Origin of the sequence: Clostridium liquoris, assembly GCF_002995785.1 — a bacterium.
In the GTDB taxonomy this organism is placed as follows: domain Bacteria; phylum Bacillota; class Clostridia; order Clostridiales; family Clostridiaceae; genus Clostridium_AO; species Clostridium_AO liquoris.
In genome coordinates this window covers 1-18863 of the sequence record NZ_PVXO01000065.1, presented here as the reverse complement: position 1 = coordinate 18863, position 18863 = coordinate 1, and the positions used below count along the sequence as shown (strand labels likewise).

Below are 18863 nucleotides of genomic sequence, written 5' to 3'. Positions count from 1 at the left end.
AAAAAATTAAGGGGATAAGTACGCCCTTTCGGGCCGCGGGCGAAGCCCTATTGGATAAAATTTTCAACTGAATTTATAATGGGAAAAATTCAAAAAATAAATTGCCCACTTTAACTTGACACAAACTAGGAATGAAATATTTATTGACTTATTGATAAATATATATTACACTATATAAGGCTAAATCATATAGCTAAGACAGTTCGTAACCATCCTGTCTTAAAACAAAACTATGGAGGTACTAAAAATGAAAAAAAGAACTAGAGATCTAACAATTGCTGCTGTTATTGCGGCAATATATGCGGTAATAACTATGTTTCTAACTTATCCAATGAGTTATCAAGCATCTCAATTTAGAGTTGCGGAGGCTCTTACAATCCTACCCTACTTCACACCAGCTGCAATACCTGGGTTGTTTTTAGGTTGTATTATAGCAAACTTATTAAGTCCAGTTGGACCTTTGGATATTATATTTGGTTCCCTTGCTACATTAATTGGAGCTATACTTACCTATTTAATTGGAAAGAGTAACCTGAAATATAAAAAATACCTTTCACCTTTGCCGCCAGTAATAATTAATGCTATAGTAATTGGGATTCTATTACAATACACTTTACACTGGCCATTATTTATTACTATGCTGCAAGTTGCATTAGGTGAATTACTTTGTTGTTATGGATTGGGATTGCCACTGTTGTTTGTGATTGAGAAAAACAAAGAGCTGCAGAAATTTTTCTGAAGTAAATGAATAAACTTTATTATAAGTTTTTTTAATTGAGGAAGGCAGTAAATACTGCCTTTTTATTAATTTCATTTATGATTATAAATATACTGCAGGCTTCACTTTATAAAAAATATATATATTGCAAATAATAATTACATACTTATAAAAAGAAAGAGGATTGATAAAATAATGGAAAATATTAAATTTTCAGATTTACAGCTGAATGAAGACGTATTAAAGGCTATAGATGATTTAGGATTTGAAGAGCCTTCTCAAATACAAGCTGAAGCTATTCCTGTAGTATTAAGCGGCGAGGATATGATAGGTCAGGCTCAAACAGGTACAGGAAAAACTTTGGCCTTTGGAGCACCTATTATCAGCAAGATTAAAAAAGGTACAAATAACATAAGTGCTTTAATATTAACTCCTACAAGGGAATTAGCCATTCAAATTACAGATGAACTAGCAAGACTATCTAAATATACAAGAACCCGTTTACTTCCTATCTATGGAGGTCAACCAATAGATAGACAGATTAAATCATTAAAAAAAGGAGTTGACATTGTAGTTGGTACTCCTGGAAGAATACTAGATCATATAGATAGAGGAACTATAAAGCTTGGTGGAATAAGCTATTTAGTACTGGATGAAGCAGATGAAATGTTAAACATGGGCTTTATCGATGATATTGAAACTATAATAAAGAATACAAATGACCATAGGCAGACTTTATTATTTTCAGCTACCATGCCTGGTCCTATGAAGAGACTTGCTACAAAATATATGAGACCAAATCCAAGGCATATAGCAATAATAAAAAATACAGTAACTGTTGATAAAACAAAACAATTCTACTTTGAAATAAAGAACAAGGATAGATTCGAAACCCTTTGTAGAATTTTAGATTTAGATGAACCATCTAGTGCAATTATATTTTGCAAAACTAAAAAAGGAGTAGATGAGGTAGTTGAATCTATGCAAATGCGAGGATATAACGTAGAAGGTATGCATGGTGACATGGCACAAAATCATAGAATAAATACCCTCAAAAAATTTAGAGAAGGTACTTTAGAATTTTTAGTTGCAACAGATGTAGCTGCTAGGGGAATAGATGTAAAAGGTGTGTCTCATGTAATTAATTATGATTTGCCTCAAGATACAGAATCCTACGTACACAGAATAGGAAGAACTGGAAGAGCAAATGCAGAAGGTATTGCTTATTCCTTAGTAACTCCAAAAGAGTATGTAGTTTTAAAAGAAATAGAACGATTTACAAAGAGCAAAATTAGAAGAAAAGATATCCCTACTTTAGATGATATAATGGAATCAAAATATAAAGCTCTAGTAAAAGATATTAGAAAAACCATAGAAGAAGGAGATTTTAGTAACTTTACGCCTTTAGCTATGGAATTAGATGAAGAATTTAACTTAGTAGATGTAGCTGCTGCTTTAATGAAGATGACCTTTGAAGAAAAATTAAGCTATGACTATACCGAAAACGCTATAGGTTCTGCTAACCATGTAAGATTATTTTTAACTGTTGGACGAATGGATAAAATTAATCCTAGGAGCTTAATAGAATTCATTACAGACAATGCTAAAATCAATTCTTCTAGCATAGGAGATATAGATATCTTAGAAAAATTCTCCTTTATAAATGTAGATGAAGACGTAGTAGATAGAATTTTAAAAAATGCATATGGCAAAAAATTAAATGGTAGAAAAGTAAAAATTGAAGTTGCTAACAATAGTAAATAAAATAATTAACAAAATTTAAAAAATTGTGACCAATTTTTTAGTTGACAATTGACAATTGTCATCTGTCAACTGTCAACTAAAAAAAATTACTTCGTAATTTTTTTAGTTTATGCTTCTATACAACTTATAGTCAATATTAGGAAATATATTGTCCAAATCTTCAATTATACATAGATTTTTTTCATCTATAGATTCATTTGTTATTTCCTCATATAATTTATTAAATCTTTCTATATGAGTGTTTATTCTTTGTGCTGCATACTGCACAGTAGTATTATTTTTAATAATAAAAGACCAATCAGAAGACTCTGCTAGCAAAAGTTCCCTGGCAGCTTGATTCAATGCTCTCTTTTCCAAATTATCTGGTTCTTTATAGGTATTTGCTAATCTTATCATTTTCCCGCCACAACTGTGCAAATCCCTATATATCCAATCATTAGATGGATTTACCCAAACAGAATAATCGCTGTTTTCTCCCCAACTTGAAGGACAAGGTCTACTACACTGAACAAAAGGGTGTTCTTCTAAGTATGTTCCGGGAGTAGTTAGCTCATAGGAAGTCCATTGTTCTGAAGATTTCTTTATAAATTCATAAATAAAATTTGGCCCTTCGAACCACCAATGACCAAAAAGCTCTGTATCATAAGGGCTTACTATTATTGGTACCTCATCCATATTCCTACTAACTGTATTTATTTGATTATGCCTGCTATTTGCAAAATGCTCACCATGTTCTTTTGCTTTTTTCATAGCCATTTCTCTATTATAGTAATCCTTATTTTCAGTATTTCCTGTAACCCTATAATATTTAATGCCGGTATCTATTCTTATACCCTTTTTATCTATATAAGGGGCTATATAGTCCATTGGTAATTCATAACCTATATCCCTATAAAACTCTCTATAATTATAATCCCCAGGATAGCCATTAAAGCTGCTCCACACTTGATAGGAAGATTCCATGTCCCTTCCAAAGGCACATATCCCATTAGAGGTTGAAATGGGAGCATAAGTTCCATATTTAGGCCTTTGGGAAGCATTAACTATTGCCTTGTTTTCACTTATAAAATATCTAATACCAAATTCTTTTAAAACAGAATCCAGGGAATAAGCATAGGCACATTCTGGAAGCCATATTCCCTTAGGTTCGTGTCCTATGATATCCATATAATATTGAATTCCAATTGCAAGCTGAGCCTTTACAGTTTCAGGATTAACACTAAGAAGAGGTAATAATCCATGAGTAGCAGAACAAGTTATTATTTCCAAATACCCAAGCTTATCAAATTTTTTGAAAGCATTCATTAAATTGTAGTCATACTTTTTATATATGGAGTAAATATTATTAAATCTTTCATTATAAAATTCGGCTAATTTGCTTAATTGTTTATTATTTTTATTTCTTACTATTTCCTTTTCCGATAATTCAATGGATTTTTTTAAATATACTATATATTTATTGTTCAAATATGGATCTTGTAGCATAGCCATTAAAGTAGGGGTAATGGACATGGTTATTTTAAAATCTATGTGTTCATCTATAAGCTTGTCATAAACTCCTATCAAAGGTATATAGCACTCACTCATAGCCTCAAAGAGCCATCTTTCCTCTAATGCATCTTCCTTTTCCGGATGCCTAATAAAAGGTATATGGCTATGTAATACCAAAGCTACATATCCCTTTTTCATAAATGCTCCCTGTTTATCTTCCCTTTTTTCATTATTATCTTTGGTAGGAATCTGCTGCTCAGAAACATCTATATAATAAACTCTTCTATCTTCTGATTCACCTAATCTTGGAGTAGTAACTATATTGGAAACAGCAAACTCTACAAAGGTGTTATTCTCAAGATATCTTCCTAATTTCACAAATACATCAATATCGCCTTTGTCTAAATGTATATACCAATTATCAGCAAAAGGATCAATAAATATGGTCTGTAATTCTTTTTCTACACCATTATCTACAGAGTAAACTTTTAAAGCAGCTTTTGAATTTTGTAAGGATCCTTCTCCATATTTATCTGTAAACTCCTTTAAAGTAATTGGTGAAATGTTATAATAACAAAAGAGAGTATTAGCACTCTGTACCATAAGTACTATTTTAGGTTTATCAATTTGGGGCATTATCTCACCTCTTCTTAATAATTTATAAACTTTGATCAAAATTAATTGCTTTTTCCATATAGTATTTACTTCTACATGGATTTAAAAATTCCTTTACTTCATATATAATAATGCTTATAACAAAATAACCAATGCTTTATATAATATTGACGGAGGATAGACAATTATGACTAAAATTTTATTTAAAGGAAGTACCATGCTAAATCCTGTGCCTGTAGCATTAATAACTTCTAAAAGTAAAGAAGGAAAGCCAAATATTTTTACTGTTGGATGGATTGGGACTGCTTGTACAAAGCCTCCTATGATAACAGTTGCCATAAGACCCGAAAGATTATCTTATGAATATATTAAAGATACAAGAGAATTTGTGGTAAATCTACCCCAAAAATCTTTAGTAAAAAAAGTAGATTATTGCGGAGTTAGATCTGGAAAAGTTATTGATAAAATAAGTAAATGTAATTTCACCCTTGAAAAAGCTGAAGTTGTTAACGCTCCAATTATTAAGGAGTGCCCTGTAGCATTAGAATGCAAATTAAAAGAAATAATTCCTTTGGGTAGTCACCATTTATTTTTAGCAGAAGTTGTAACTATACAAGTAGAAGAAGAACTAATTGATAAAGCAGGAAAAATTCATCTAGAAAAAGCTAATCTAATTTGTTATTCCCATGGAGAGTATTTCCCTATTCCTGAAAAACCTATTGGAAAGTTTGGTTTTTCCGTTCAAAAGAAAAAGATTAAAAGAAAATAATTCTGTTACTTGTCCATACCTCATAGAATACATTAGGGGGGATGGGCAAATGTCAAAATTTAAGAAGCTATTATTTACCTTACTTTTTATACTTTTAATTGAAATCATATTAATATACTTAGGATATAAAAATTCAACCACTAATATAATTAATTTTAATGTTTGCAAATCTGAAAAAACTACTATAATGTTGTTGGATATTATATTAAAAGCAAATTGAGTAGAACTTATAGTTATAGGTTCTACTCAATTTGCCTTATATTAATAATTTTCAGAACTATACTGTATCCCTTATAATGAGATCTGTATCAAAATATATACGATTTTTAGGTATACTACTTCCTTTTATTATGTTTATTAATAATTTGCAGGCTTCTCTTCCCATATTATAAATTGGCTGTGAAATAGTAGTAAGTTCTGGCTCACAAAATTTCGAAATTCCTATATTATCAAAACCAATAACGCCTACATCTTCAGGTATTCTATATCCATTTCTAATTAAAAACTTTATTCCACCATAAGCCATCATATCATTACTATAAAATATAGCTTCCACATCAGGCACATTTTCAATAATTTCTGCTGTAGCTTTTATACCACTTTCTATAGTAAAGTCGCCATGAAATATTAAAGATTTATTATAGAGCTCATATTCATCCATAACTTCTTTATAGCCACAAAATCTTTCTCTAGCATTTTCTAGTTCCTGTGGACCTTTTACAAAGGCAATCTTTTTCTTGTTTTTACTTATTAAATACTTTATACCTTTTTTAACTCCTTCTTTATTCAAGCAATATATACCATAATAATCCTTATCATCATTTATTGGTCTATCCACCACTACAAATGGAATATTATTGTTTCTTAAAATATTTATGGATTTATCGCTTTCACCACCGGAGATAAAAATAACACCATCTACTAATTTACTTACAAGCAGTTTAGTATATTTTTCTTCTTTAGCTTCCCCATTATCTGTATTACAAAATATTACATTATACCCTAAATTATTAGCACTATCTTCAATGGCTCTTGCCATTTCTGAAAAAAAAGGATTGGTTATATCAGGAAGTATAATACCTATGGTTTGTGATTTTTTAGTACTTAAACTTCTAGCCACAGAATTAGGAATATAATTTAGTTCTTTAGCTATTTTTAATATTCTCTGTTTAGTTTCTTCACTTATATTTGCATCTCTATTATTTATCACCATAGAAACTGTAGTTTTTGATACATTAGCTTTTATAGCAATATCCATCATTGTAACCTTTTTCATGTATATCCCTCTAGATTTAAATTTTAATATGTCTATTACATATTATCATATTTATTTATTTAATAAAATCCAGGGTTTAATAAAATCCTGGATTTTAAAAGATCCTATTATTTTTTTATAAGTTTTAAATCAACAGGAATTTCTTTTTCTACATTTTCTCCCTTTATAACCTTTATAGCATTTTCTACTGCTAAGCTTCCCATTAAATCAGGCTGCTGTGCAATTGTAGCTGCCATTTCACCATTTTGAACTGCTTTTACTGCATCATCATTCCCATCAAAACCTACAACTATAATATTTTTTCCCTTTAATGCCTTTGCAGCGCCTAATGCCATTTCATCATTGTGAGCAAATACTGCTTGGAAGTTTGGTGTAGCTTGCATTATATTTTCCATTACACTTAATCCCTTTTGTCTATCAAAATCTGCTGGCTGACTTGCTACTACCTTTACTCCTTCTTTTCCGTCTACTCCTTCATGGAATCCTTTTCCTCTATCTCTTGTAGCTGAAGCCCCTGGTATTCCTTGTAGCTCAACTATGTTCCCTTTTCCACCCATCTTTTCAAGTATGAAGTCTGCTGCCATTTTTCCACCCTTTACATTATCTGAAGCTATATGGCATACAACGTCTCCTTTATTAGCTTTTCTATCTACAGTAAGTACTGGTATTTTCTTTCCATTAGCAACCTGTATTGCATTAGCTACAGCATCGCTATCAGTTGGATTAATAATTATTGCCCCTACTCCTTGTTGAGCAAGATCTTCCACATTAGATCTTTCCTTTGCTGCATCATTTTGTGAATCAACGACAACTAAATCATAACCTAATTCTTTAGCCTTCTTAGTAGCTCCATCCTTCATGGATACAAAAAATGGATTGTTTAATGTAGAAATTACCATACCTATTTTTTTGTTTTCTGCTGCTGGTTTTTTGGTATCTTTGTCCTCAGTTTTTCCGCAGCCAGTTAATCCTCCAACCACGAACATTCCAGTTAGAACCAAAGAGAGCATTTTAATTTTTTTGCTTTTCATAAAAATTTCTCCTCCTTTTTATTTGACCTTTTTATTATAATTATTTTAATTTGTTAACTATTTATTTTTTTTGTCCAAAAGTATAGCTAATAATATAACAAATCCTTTAACTATAAGCTGATAATATGGTGATACATTCATAAGATTTAATCCATTATTTAGAACTCCTATTATCATGGCACCTATTATAGTTCCAACTACAGTTCCTTCTCCACCTGCAAGACTTGTTCCTCCAAGTACTACAGCTGCTATTGCATCTAGTTCAAAACCAGTACCTGCATTAGGGGAAGCTGAACCAACCCTGCTTGTAACAATAACTCCGCTTAAAGCTGCCATTATACCACATATTACATAAACAATTATCTTAATCTTATCTGTATTTATACCTGAGAGTCTTGCTGAATCCTCATTGCCTCCAAGAGCATATACATATCTGCCATATCTGGTTTCATTTAATACATACCAAGCAATTAATAATACAACCAAAGTTATTACAGCAGGCATTGGAATAATTCCTGCCAGCTTCTTATTTCCTATAAGCATAAAATTTTCTGGAAGAGCTGATACAGGTGTACCATTGGTATAAACTAATGTAGCTCCTCTAAATATAGTCATTGTAGCTAAAGTAGCTATAAATGCCTGTATCTTTCCTTTTGATATTATTATTCCATTTAATAGTCCAATTAATGCACCAATTGCCAATGCTACCACTAAAGCCATAACCATACTACCATTTGATTTAATTAAAGTAGCAGCAACAGCTCCTGATATAGCAAGAGTTGATCCTACAGAAAGATCAATTCCTCCTGTAAGAATTACAAAGGACATACCTATAGCAAGAATTGCATTTACTGAAACCTGTGTTAGTACATTCATTATATTTATAACATTTAAAAATCTTGGTGTAATAATGGATATCACTATGCAGAGTAAAACTAACCCTAATAAAGATTTATATTTCAAAAGATTACTTTTTATATCTTTACTCATTTCCCTTTCTCCTTCATTTAAAATTAAAATGGATTTAATTATTAATACTTACAGCATATTTCATTATATTTTCCTGAGTAGCTTCTTTTCTAGATAGCTCCCCTGATAGCTTTCCTTCGCTCATAACTATTATTCTATCACTTACTCCTAGAATTTCTGGCATATCGGAGGAAATCATAATTATTGCTTTTCCCATCTTTTTAAGTTCATTTAATACTTCATATATTTCTTTTTTTGCACCAACATCTATTCCCCTAGTGGGCTCATCTATAATTAAAACTTTTGGAGAAACCATTATCCACTTTGCAATTATTGCCTTCTGCTGATTTCCACCACTTAAATTTTTGATTAACTGAGCTGGTGATGGGGTTTTTACTGATAACTTCTTTATATAAGTATTTACATCTTCTAATTCTTCCTTCTTATCTATTCTCTTTAATGAATTTTCATATTTCTTCAAATTGCAAATACTCATATTTTCTCTAACAGACATATTTAGTACAATGCCTTCTTTTTTTCTATCTTCAGATAAATAAGCAATTCCATATTCTATGGCATCCTTAGGAGAATTTATATTCACCTTTTTTCCTCCAACATATATATCACCTGAAGACTTCTTATATTCTCCGAATATGGTTTTAGCAGCTTCTGTTCTTCCTGAACCCATAAGCCCTGCTATGCCTAAGATTTCACCTTCCCTTACATAGAAGGAAACATTCTTCACTTTATTTTTATAGCATAAGTTTTCTACCTTTAGCAAGACTTCTCCCTTTTTTTCATCTCTATAAGGAAATTGCTCATCTAATTTTCTTCCTACCATCATGGCTATAAGATCATCTTTTGAGACCTGTTTTACCTTTGCATCTCCTATATATTTTCCATCTCTTAATACAGTAACACTATCACATATTTGGAATATTTCATCCAATCTATGAGATATATATATAATTGCAATACCATGAGATTTTAATTTTTCAATAACTTCAAATAGTTTTTTAGTTTCTACATCTGTCAATGCAGTGGTAGGCTCATCCATAATTATTATTTTAGAATTCTTTGATATAGCCTTTATTATTTCTATCATCTGCATTTCGCCCACATTTAAATTTTTTACTATGGTATCAGGCTTTATTTTAAATCCAATTTTTGATAAAAGTTCAGTGCTTTTTTCTTTCATATATTTTTTATCTAGCTTCCTAAAAGCACCACTATATTTTTCATTTCCTAAGAATATATTTTCATATATAGTTAAGTTAGGAAGTAAACTTAATTCCTGATGTATAATGGAAATGCCCAAATTTTCTGCATCGCTTATTCCGCTTACATTTACTTCATTACCATCTATTAAAATCTTTCCTTCATCTTTCTTATATACTCCACTAAGTATTTTCATCAATGTGGATTTTCCTGCTCCATTTTCACCAACCAGTGCTAATGCTTCTCCACCATAGGCTTTTAAATTTACATTTTGCAGTGCCTTTACCCCTGGAAAAGATTTAGATATATTTATCATTTCTAAAAGAGGCTTCTTTATTTCCATATTCTTTCCTCCTTAAAAAACCACTCCTGATTTTAATATTATATTAGCATAAGGCGTCTGTTCCCCAGTTCTAATAACAGCCTTACAATTTTTTAACCTCTTTTTTAATTCCTCATGACTTATAAGAGTGATTTTTACATTTCCTAATTCTTTTTCTATTTCTTTATAAAGCGTTGGACTTACTTCCACAGCTTCTTTTGCTATTTCCACTTCCTCTACTTGAAGCTCCATTAAAACAGCTCTCAAAGTATCCATAAAAGTTGGTATACCTTTAATAAGAGCTAAATCAATTCTTTCTGTTTCTTTAGGAATAGGAAGTCCACAATCTCCTATAGCCAATGAATCAGTATGTCCCATTTTTGATATTACAGAAGATATATTACTATTTAACAATGCTGTTTTTTTCATAACTATTCCTCCCCGTAAATTTCTATTACTTTCTCTAAAGAAGGCAAAGAAGGTTGTGCTCCCTGCCTTTGAACAGTTATAGAAGATACTTTATTTCCAAACTCCACGGCCTTCTTTATAGCTTCAAAACTCAATCCATCACAGGAATTAAGCTTATTTGCCACTGCTCCTATAAAGCTATCTCCTGCTGCAGTTGTATCTACAGCTTTTACCTTATATGCCGGTACTACACAGTAATGATTTTCTGAAACTAAAGCCGCTCCATTCTCGCCTAAAGTGATTATTACAAACTTTACTCCTTTTCCCATAAATATCTTTGCTGCTTTTTTTATGCTAATCTCATCTTCTATTTTTATTTTTGTAAGCTCATAGGCCTCTGTTTCGTTTGGCACAACTATATCTGTATATTTTAAAAGTTCATCTTTAATTTCCTTTGCAGGAGCTGGATTTAATATGGTTATAACTCCATAATTTTTAGCAATTTTAAAAGCTTCTGTAGTAACTTCCACTGGAGTTTCAAATTGAGCTATTATTACATTAGAATTTTTTATAATTTCTTCTGAATTATTAATTTCTGCCTTTGTTATCTTCATATTAGATCCTGGAACTACTATTATAGAATTGTTCCCATTATCATCCACATTAATTATTGCCATACCTGTGGGCTCTTTACTATCTATTAAAGTATATGTTAAATTTATGTCATCGTTTTCAAGGGCCTTAAGCAACATATCACCATTACCATCATGTCCAACTTTTCCTATCATGTATACATTTGCTCCAAGTCTTCTAGCAGCAACTGCCTGATTTGCACCCTTTCCACCTGGAACCTTTTTAAAGTCTTTAGAAAGTATTGTTTCTCCTGTTTTTACCATTCTATCAACCCTTAATACTATATCCATATTAATACTACCCAATACACAAATATTACTCATATATGCTTCTCACCTCTTTTGCTTAACCGGTTTAGTAAACCGGTTAAGTGTATTATATATTATTTATTTTTTTTTGTCAACGTTTAAATAAAGCATTATTATACATATTTAAAAAAATAATTTTATATATGCTACTCTATTCCTTTGGAAATAAAAGAAATGTTCCTCACTTAAAAAATATATATTATAGCTTTTAATGTTATGAAATGAGTAATATATAGTAATATATCTATAAAATACTTAGCATAAATTATTTATAAAAATTAAGACTAATCTTGAGGTGATTTTATTATGCTAAAAAAAATATTTACGTCTCTATTTTGTATATTTTTAATTGCTAGTACGGTATCTGCGGCTCCATTAACATATACTGTACAACCAGGAGATAGTTTATGGCAAATAGCCGTAAAAAATCAAGTTGGAATAAGTGAATTAATTGCTGAAAACCCTCAAATAAAAAATCCAAATTTAATATACTCAGGGCAGAAAGTATTACTACCAAATATGCAAGATATAAAGTCTCAAGAAAGTGAAGTTATAAGATTAGTTAACATAGAAAGAAGCAAATATGGATTGCCTACATTAAAAGAAAACTGGGAATTATCCAGAGTTGCCAGATATAAATCTCAAGATATGATAGATAAAAATTACTTTTCTCATACTTCTCCAACTTATGGATCTCCTTTTGCCATGATGGAATCCTTTGGTCTTAGATTCACTGCCGCTGGTGAAAATATAGCAATGGGTCAAAGAACCCCACAGGAAGTTGTAACTGCTTGGATGAACTCCCCTGGACATAGAAGCAATATTTTAAGTCCTACTTATATTCAAATAGGAGTAGGTCTAGCAAAAGATAAAAATGGAATATGCTATTGGACACAAATGTTTATTAAACCTCTATAGCATAAATATATTCTATTAGTGAACAGTATATGTAGATTTCTTCTTACTTTGCGGAAATTTACTTAACTGTTCACTTTAATATTTACTATTAATTAAAAAATACTATCTTTGCTTCAATTTTCTTTTTATCTAATTCTAATACTATATAAGAATACCATCTTTCCTTAAGCTTACGGCTAGGTGAACCTGGATTTATCATTAATATTTTATTCTTTGTTTTTATTATAGGTTGATGACTATGACCAAATATTATTATATCTACTTTACTATCCTTAAATTCATCATAGGCTCTTTCTATAGAAGTTTTTTTATCACCATGTCCATGAAACATGCCGATTTTGTATCCCTCTATATTTATTATATCCTTCTCTTTTAAATATTGTTTTACAGTACTGCTATCGTTGTTTCCAAAAACCCCCATGAATTTCTTTTTCTTTTTTATATTATTTATAACATCCATTGAATTAAAGTCTCCTACATGAATAATCATATCTACATCCTTAAAGTATTTATCAATTATTTTATTTATATTATCACCATGCTTTGTTATATGGGTATCAGAAATTATACCTATTTTCAATACCTCACCTTCTATCATAATTATATCCAGCAATATATATTATGAATAGTTTGTATAAAGTGACGCACTTTTTTAGTTTATGGTTGACAATTGACAGCCTAGTCCATGCCTAGATTTTCTATTCTTATTATATTTTCTATTTTTTCAGAATCATTCAAAGCTTTTATCATACCTATTGATTTATTTATATTGCCTTCTAAAGTGCTATGAGTTATAAATACTAATGAAACCAGTTCTTCCCTCTTTCCTTTTTGGATAACAGAAAGTATACTTACATTGTTTTTACCAAATATACTTGATATTTCTCCTAAAACACCTGGCTTATCTTTTACAGTTATCCTAATATAATATTCACATTTTACTTCCTCTATATCTTTTATTTTTTTATATCCTTCATTTTTTAAACATGGATAGTAAGAAGATTTTTCTTTATTCCTTAGTATGGAAACTATATCTCCTACTACCGCACTACCTGTTGGCAACTCACCTGCTCCCCTGCCATAGAACATTAAATCGCCTACTGCATTACCTTTTAGAAATATAGCATTAAAAGAATCATTTACATTAGCTAAAGGGTGTTCTGCAGGTACCATAGTTGGATGTACTCTTAATTCTAATTCGCCATTTGTTTCCTTAATTATGCCTAAAAGTTTTATTACATAACCAAATTCCCTTGCATATTCTATATCAATAGGCTTTACATTATTTATACCTTCCCTATAAATGGAGTTTACGCTTACAATTGTATCAAAAGCCAATGAAGCTAAAATACACAATTTATAAACTGCATCAAAGGCCTCTACATCAGAAGTTGGGTCAGCTTCCGCATAACCTTTTTTTTGTGCTTCTGCTAAAGCTTGCTCAAAACTTATTTTTTCTTGAGTCATTTTAGTTAAAATATAGTTTGTGGTTCCATTTATTATGCCTATTACTTCCTCTATTTTATTAGCTACCAGATTATCATTTAATCCATGAATTATAGGTATTCCTCCCGCTACACTGCCCTCAAAGTAGAACATTACCCCTTCTTCTCTAGAAGTTTTTATAAGTGTATTGCCTTTTGTAGCAATAGCCATTTTATTTGCTGTAACAATATGCTTTTTTCTTTTCATTCCCTGTAGCATATAATCAACAGCTGGCTCAATTCCTCCCATAAGCTCTACAATTATATCAATGCTGTCATCTTCAATAATATCTTCAAAATTTGTAGTGAAAAGCTCCTTTGGTACATCTAAATCTCTTGCTTTATTAATATCTCTTATAAGAATTTTACCTATTTTAATATGATATCCAGATCTTTTTATAAGTTCTTCACTATTCATATTTAATATTTTCCAAACACCCTTGCCTACATTTCCAAACCCCAATAAAGCTATTTTTACCTCTCTCATAATGTCCTCCTTATTTTGAAAATGCATTATATATAGCCCTTATTGCATTTTCAAAGTCCTTATTTTCCACTCCTACAATTATATTTATTTCACTTGATCCCTGACTTATCATTCTTACATTTATATCATTCTTAGCTAAAGCATCAAAAATCCTTGCAGAGGTTCCTATGCTTCTTAACATACCTCTTCCAACTATTGCTACCAATGCCATGTCAGGATGTATTTCTATATTGTCAGGATTACATTTCATTTCAATTTCCTTTAATATTTTTTCTAGCTTATCCTGAAGCTGTGACTGTGCAACTACAAGAGATACTGTATCTACACCTGAAGGCATATGCTCAAAAGATACGCTATTTTCTTCTAGTATCGAAAGTACTTTACGACAGTATCCTTGTTCAATATTCATCATATTTTTTTCAATTGTTATAACTGTAAAGTCCTTTTTACCTGCTACTCCTGTAATAGTTCCCATATCATTTAATAGTTCTAAATCATTTATTATAAAAGTTCCTTCATCATCTGGCGAATTTGTATTCTTAATATTTATAGGGATTCCTTCTCTTTTTACAGGAAAAATTGCTTCTTCATGTAGCACTGTAGCCCCCATATAAGATAACTCTCGCAGTTCTCTATAGGTAATCTTTTTAATGCTTTTAGGGTTTTCCACTATTCTAGGATCAGCCATCAAGAAACCAGATACATCTGTCCAATTCTCATATAAATCCGCATTTACTCCTCTGGCTATAATGGAGCCTGTTATATCAGAGCCTCCCCTAGAAAAGGTTTTAATATTTCCATTAGGCATAGAACCATAAAATCCTGGTATAACAGCTTTATCTATTTTTAATAATCTTTCACTTACTGCCTTCTGAGTTCTTTCTTCATCAAAAATTCCATTCTTTTTAAAGAAAATTATTTCTGCAGGATCTACAAATTCATAGTGAAGAAAATCTGATAATATAAGTCCATTTAAATATTCTCCTCTACTTGCTGTATAGTCAGCTGAGGCACCTCGGGCAATATTTATTTTTATCTCTTCCAAGTATTTTTTTATATCAATTGTTACATCTAATTCTTCTACTAACTGTAGAAATCTATTTTCTATTACATTAAACACATCATTAAAAGCAATATTATGCTGAACATGGGCCTGACATAGATAAAGTAAATCAGTAATTTTTTGATCTCCTTTATTTCTTTTACCTGGTGCTGATGGAATTATGTATTTTCTTCTCTCGTCTCCCAGCACTATAGCCTTTACTTTATTAAACTGAAGGCTATCCGCAAGAGAACTTCCTCCAAACTTAGCAACAATAGTATTCTTCATTATATTACCCCATTTCCTTTAAATTTTAATATTCTTTTGCAATGGCTCCTTTTAAATCCATGTGAAGTTCTTTAAACTTCCAAACTTTCTTTAGATTTTTTAATAATCCTTTTATGTTTTTATAAAATTGCGTATTTTTTTCTTCTAATAATATCATAATTGTAGGTCCTGCACCACTTAAGAAAACCCCTAATGCTCCAGAATCATTACAAAGGTCAATAATTTTATCATAATCCTCTATTAATCTACTTCTATAAGGTTCATGGAGCTTGTCTTTACAAGCTATTTTCAGCAAATCATAATTACCATTTATGAGCGAGGTTATCATTAAGGATACTCTTCCTACATTAAATACAGCATCTTTGTATGCCACTTCTTTAGGAAGAACTTCCCTGCTCTTTTCCGTAGATAGTTTAAAATTTGGAATTAAAGCACAAAATTTAATTCCTTCTTTAATTTTTATTTTATCATAATATACATTATTGTCTTCATAAATAGCTGCAGTCATTCCACCTAAAATAGCAGGTGCTACATTATCAGGATGTCCTTCTATCTCCGTAGCTAATTTTAACATCTCATCTTTATTTAGTTTATTTCCAGCAATACTATTAGCCCCTAGTATTCCTCCAACAATGCAGGCTGCACTGCTTCCTAAGCCCCTTGATGAAGGTATATCAGATTCTATTATTATCCTTATTCCTTCTTCCTTATACCCTAATTTTTTAAAACATCTTTTCATGGAAGTGTATACTAAATTATCCTCATTTTTATACTCTTCCGCACAGCCTTCAATAACTAATCCCTTTTCTATCTCTTCTATATAAAATCTATTATATAAATTTAAACTTACACCTAATGTATCAAATCCAGGTCCAAAATTAGCACTAGTTGCTGGCACCACTACTTCAATCATAATATCACCTATACCTTAAGAAATTTTTCTATTTCAGATTTTATTTCTTCTTTTTTACACAAATTATTGTGAATAACTTCCCTGTTTTCTATATTTCTTATAGAATTAGGAATATTTATATTTGTAAAGGAAGAAAGCCTATATAATAATTGAAAATCATTTAAATCATTATTATCTATTCCCAATGCTTTGCATACATCTCTAGGAAATTTAAAAGGACTAGCTGTTGATACAATAATAGTTTTTTTATTGTCATTCATAGCATTTTTATAATCTTTATACACTTTATAAGCTACCGCCGTATGCGTATCCATTAAATATCCATTATCTTTAAATGTATTTTCTATAATCTTATAAGTTTCTTTATCATTAGCAAATCCAGAATAAAAATCTTTTAATTTCTCCTTCATGCTTTCATTTATTATATATTTTCCCTCCATATTAAGTTTCTTCATTAAATCACTTACTAAATCTTCATCCCCATTACTAATATGATATAAAAGTCTCTCTAAATTGCTAGATACCAATATATCCATAGAAGGAGAACTTGTAACCTTAAACTCTCTATTTTTATTATATATGCCCTCATTAAAGAAATCACAAAGTACATTATTTTCATTAGAAGCACATATTAATTTATTTATAGGAAGTCCCATTTTCTTAGCATAATAAGCAGCTAATATATTTCCAAAATTTCCTGTAGGTACACATACATTTATACTTTCTCCTTCTTTAATTTCTCCATGTTTTAGCATAGATAAATATGAATAAACATAGTATACTACTTGAGGAATAAGCCTCCCTATATTTATAGAGTTAGCTGATGAAAGCATATATTTTTTATCTTTTAATAAGTTATTAAATTCTTTATCATTAAATATTTCTTTTACTGCTTTTTGAGCATCATCAAAGTTTCCGTATATACCTACAACATGTGTATTTTCTCCTTGTTGGGTTACCATTTGTGCTTTTTGAATGGAACTTACACCTTTCTCTGGGAAAAACACTATTATCTTAGTTCCCTCTACATTAGCAAATCCTTGTAACGCTGCTTTACCAGTGTCTCCAGATGTAGCTGTAAGTATTACTATTTCATCTTTTATGTTTAATTTTTTACAGGCAGTCTTTAATAAATAAGGTAATATAGATAGTGCCATATCTTTAAATGCTAAGGTTGACCCATGATAAAGTTCTAAAAAAAATTCTTCTTCTACCTTAACTAATGGGGCTATCTCCCCTTTTTCAAATTTATCATCATAGGCATTATTGACACAATACTCTATTTCTTCCTTTGTAAAATCGGTTAAATATTTTTTTAATATATATACAGATAATTGCCTATAATCATAATTAATCAATTTTGAAAATGGTATATCAATTTTAGGAAATTCATTTGGTATGTATAATCCCCCAGCTTCTGCAATCCCCTTTATTATAGCTTCTGAGGAATTTATACTTTTTTCTCCCCTTGTACCCTTATACATTATTTGCAATAATCCCACCCCATTCATTTATATATACTAGTTAAATTATTTCTTTTATATTATGCTACAATGTTCGTTTATGAAAGTCAAGTGTATTTTTCACGAGTACAAACTATTTTTTATTAATTTTAATAAGAAATAGTTTTTTAGATTTAAAAAGGCAGTAATATTGAAGAATTACTGCCTTTAAATTTATTCTGTTTTATATTTCTTTTCTCTCTTTATCTTTACCTAGTTTTCTAGACTCTTTTGAATATCCTATTTCATTAGAAGTTTCCATTTTCATTTTTGCTAATTCTTTTTTAGTTTTTTGGCCTGACTTCTTGTTATCCTTGCTATTCTTGTTGTTCTTATGAGACAATTTTAATTTCTCCCTTCTATTATTAAAGTTACTATTATAATTTAACCAATATTTATATATTTATAAGTAAAAGCAAAAAAACTTATCGATATTAAATCGATAAGTTTTTTATGGGTTTGGGGTTAGTTAATAATATGGAGTTTATTTAAAATATCTGTTTAATAAACCTTTGAAAGCTGCACCATGTCTTGCTTCATCTTTGCACATTTCATGTACTGTATCATGAATTGCGTCTAAGTTTAATTTCTTAGCTAAAGTTGCTAAATCCTTCTTTCCCTGGCATGCTCCCTGTTCAGCTTCTACTCTCATTTCTAGATTCTTCTTTGTATCTGCTGTAACTACTTCTCCTAATAATTCTGCAAAT

At 30.3% G+C, this 18863-nt stretch carries 19 protein-coding genes and 1 pseudogene; 5 read left to right on the top strand and 15 right to left on the bottom strand.

Annotation, left to right across the window (positions count from 1 at the left end; translation table 11 throughout):
- The first annotated feature begins 247 nt into the window (after positions 1 to 247).
- Together CLLI_RS11880 and CLLI_RS11875 are read left to right on the top strand one after the other, a co-directional pair.
- Positions 248 to 739 carry a QueT transporter family protein gene (locus CLLI_RS11880; RefSeq protein ID WP_106064425.1) on the top strand — a complete coding sequence of 164 codons (492 nt, stop codon included), beginning with the start codon at positions 248 to 250 and terminating at the stop codon, positions 737 to 739.
- Between the two features lie 174 nt (positions 740 to 913).
- Positions 914 to 2482, top strand: coding sequence for a DEAD/DEAH box helicase (locus CLLI_RS11875; RefSeq protein ID WP_106064424.1), 1569 nt, complete (start codon positions 914 to 916; stop codon positions 2480 to 2482).
- A 102-nt stretch (positions 2483 to 2584) separates the two neighbouring features.
- Here the strand turns inward: CLLI_RS11875 and CLLI_RS11870 are convergent, their stop codons facing one another.
- Both CLLI_RS11870 and CLLI_RS14600 read right to left on the bottom strand, forming a co-directional pair.
- Positions 2585 to 4171, bottom strand: coding sequence for a glycoside hydrolase family 57 protein (locus CLLI_RS11870; protein WP_170063724.1), 1587 nt, complete (start codon positions 4169 to 4171; stop codon positions 2585 to 2587).
- A 99-nt stretch (positions 4172 to 4270) separates the two neighbouring features.
- Positions 4271 to 4609 (bottom strand): annotated as a pseudogene (locus CLLI_RS14600) (DUF4912 domain-containing protein); the annotation flags it as partial.
- A 166-nt stretch (positions 4610 to 4775) separates the two neighbouring features.
- Here CLLI_RS14600 and CLLI_RS11865 point away from each other — a divergent pair.
- Both CLLI_RS11865 and CLLI_RS14595 read left to right on the top strand, forming a co-directional pair.
- On the top strand, positions 4776 to 5357 hold the full coding sequence (locus tag CLLI_RS11865; RefSeq protein ID WP_106064422.1) for a flavin reductase family protein: 582 nt from the start codon (positions 4776 to 4778) through the stop codon (positions 5355 to 5357).
- A gap of 49 nt (positions 5358 to 5406) precedes the next feature.
- On the top strand, positions 5407 to 5577 hold the full coding sequence (locus CLLI_RS14595; protein WP_170063723.1) for a hypothetical protein: 171 nt from the start codon (positions 5407 to 5409) through the stop codon (positions 5575 to 5577).
- A 57-nt stretch (positions 5578 to 5634) separates the two neighbouring features.
- Here CLLI_RS14595 and CLLI_RS11860 read toward each other — a convergent pair whose 3' ends face one another.
- From CLLI_RS11860 to rbsK, 6 genes are all read right to left on the bottom strand, one after another.
- Positions 5635 to 6633 carry a LacI family DNA-binding transcriptional regulator gene (locus tag CLLI_RS11860; RefSeq protein WP_106064421.1) on the bottom strand — a complete coding sequence of 333 codons (999 nt, stop codon included), beginning with the start codon at positions 6631 to 6633 and terminating at the stop codon, positions 5635 to 5637.
- Positions 6634 to 6740: 107 nt separating this feature from the next.
- The gene (rbsB, locus tag CLLI_RS11855) at positions 6741 to 7664 is read right to left on the bottom strand and encodes a ribose ABC transporter substrate-binding protein RbsB (protein WP_106064420.1); all 924 of its coding nucleotides are present in this window, start codon (positions 7662 to 7664) and stop codon (positions 6741 to 6743) included.
- A 57-nt stretch (positions 7665 to 7721) separates the two neighbouring features.
- Positions 7722 to 8654 (bottom strand): ABC transporter permease subunit, encoded by a 933-nt coding sequence (locus CLLI_RS11850; protein WP_106064419.1) that lies wholly within the window; start codon positions 8652 to 8654, stop codon positions 7722 to 7724.
- Positions 8655 to 8688: 34 nt separating this feature from the next.
- Positions 8689 to 10194, bottom strand: a complete 1506-nt coding sequence (locus tag CLLI_RS11845) for a sugar ABC transporter ATP-binding protein (RefSeq protein ID WP_106064418.1) — start codon at positions 10192 to 10194, stop codon at positions 8689 to 8691.
- 12 nt (positions 10195 to 10206) lie between these two features.
- Entirely contained in the window at positions 10207 to 10602 is a 396-nt protein-coding gene (gene rbsD, locus CLLI_RS11840; protein WP_106064417.1) for a D-ribose pyranase, read from the bottom strand.
- A 2-nt stretch (positions 10603 to 10604) separates the two neighbouring features.
- Positions 10605 to 11537, bottom strand: a complete 933-nt coding sequence (gene rbsK, locus CLLI_RS11835) for a ribokinase (RefSeq protein ID WP_106064416.1) — start codon at positions 11535 to 11537, stop codon at positions 10605 to 10607.
- Positions 11538 to 11828: 291 nt separating this feature from the next.
- On the opposite strand from rbsK, the gene safA reads away from it, so the two are divergent.
- The gene (gene safA, locus CLLI_RS11830) at positions 11829 to 12440 is read left to right on the top strand and encodes a SafA/ExsA family spore coat assembly protein (RefSeq protein ID WP_106064415.1); all 612 of its coding nucleotides are present in this window, start codon (positions 11829 to 11831) and stop codon (positions 12438 to 12440) included.
- 88 nt (positions 12441 to 12528) lie between these two features.
- On the opposite strand, the gene CLLI_RS11825 is transcribed toward safA, so the two are convergent.
- The 7 genes from CLLI_RS11825 to CLLI_RS11795 form a co-directional block, all read right to left on the bottom strand.
- Positions 12529 to 13038: a metallophosphoesterase family protein gene (locus tag CLLI_RS11825; RefSeq protein ID WP_106064414.1), complete on the bottom strand. Its 510-nt coding sequence runs from the start codon at positions 13036 to 13038 to the stop codon at positions 12529 to 12531.
- Between the two features lie 80 nt (positions 13039 to 13118).
- Positions 13119 to 14411 (bottom strand): homoserine dehydrogenase, encoded by a 1293-nt coding sequence (locus CLLI_RS11820; protein WP_106064413.1) that lies wholly within the window; start codon positions 14409 to 14411, stop codon positions 13119 to 13121.
- 10 nt (positions 14412 to 14421) lie between these two features.
- Positions 14422 to 15741: an aspartate kinase gene (locus tag CLLI_RS11815; protein ID WP_106064412.1), complete on the bottom strand. Its 1320-nt coding sequence runs from the start codon at positions 15739 to 15741 to the stop codon at positions 14422 to 14424.
- Between the two features lie 25 nt (positions 15742 to 15766).
- Positions 15767 to 16654 (bottom strand): homoserine kinase, encoded by an 888-nt coding sequence (gene thrB, locus CLLI_RS11810; protein WP_106064411.1) that lies wholly within the window; start codon positions 16652 to 16654, stop codon positions 15767 to 15769.
- Positions 16655 to 16662: 8 nt separating this feature from the next.
- Complete coding sequence (gene thrC / locus CLLI_RS11805; protein ID WP_106064426.1) at positions 16663 to 18141, bottom strand: threonine synthase; 1479 nt, start codon at positions 18139 to 18141, stop codon at positions 16663 to 16665.
- Positions 18142 to 18340: 199 nt separating this feature from the next.
- Complete coding sequence (locus CLLI_RS11800) at positions 18341 to 18499, bottom strand: small, acid-soluble spore protein, alpha/beta type (protein ID WP_106064410.1); 159 nt, start codon at positions 18497 to 18499, stop codon at positions 18341 to 18343.
- Positions 18500 to 18640: 141 nt separating this feature from the next.
- The coding region (locus tag CLLI_RS11795) for a ferritin family protein (RefSeq protein ID WP_479723246.1) at positions 18641 to 18863 on the bottom strand (223 nt) is incomplete at its 5' end.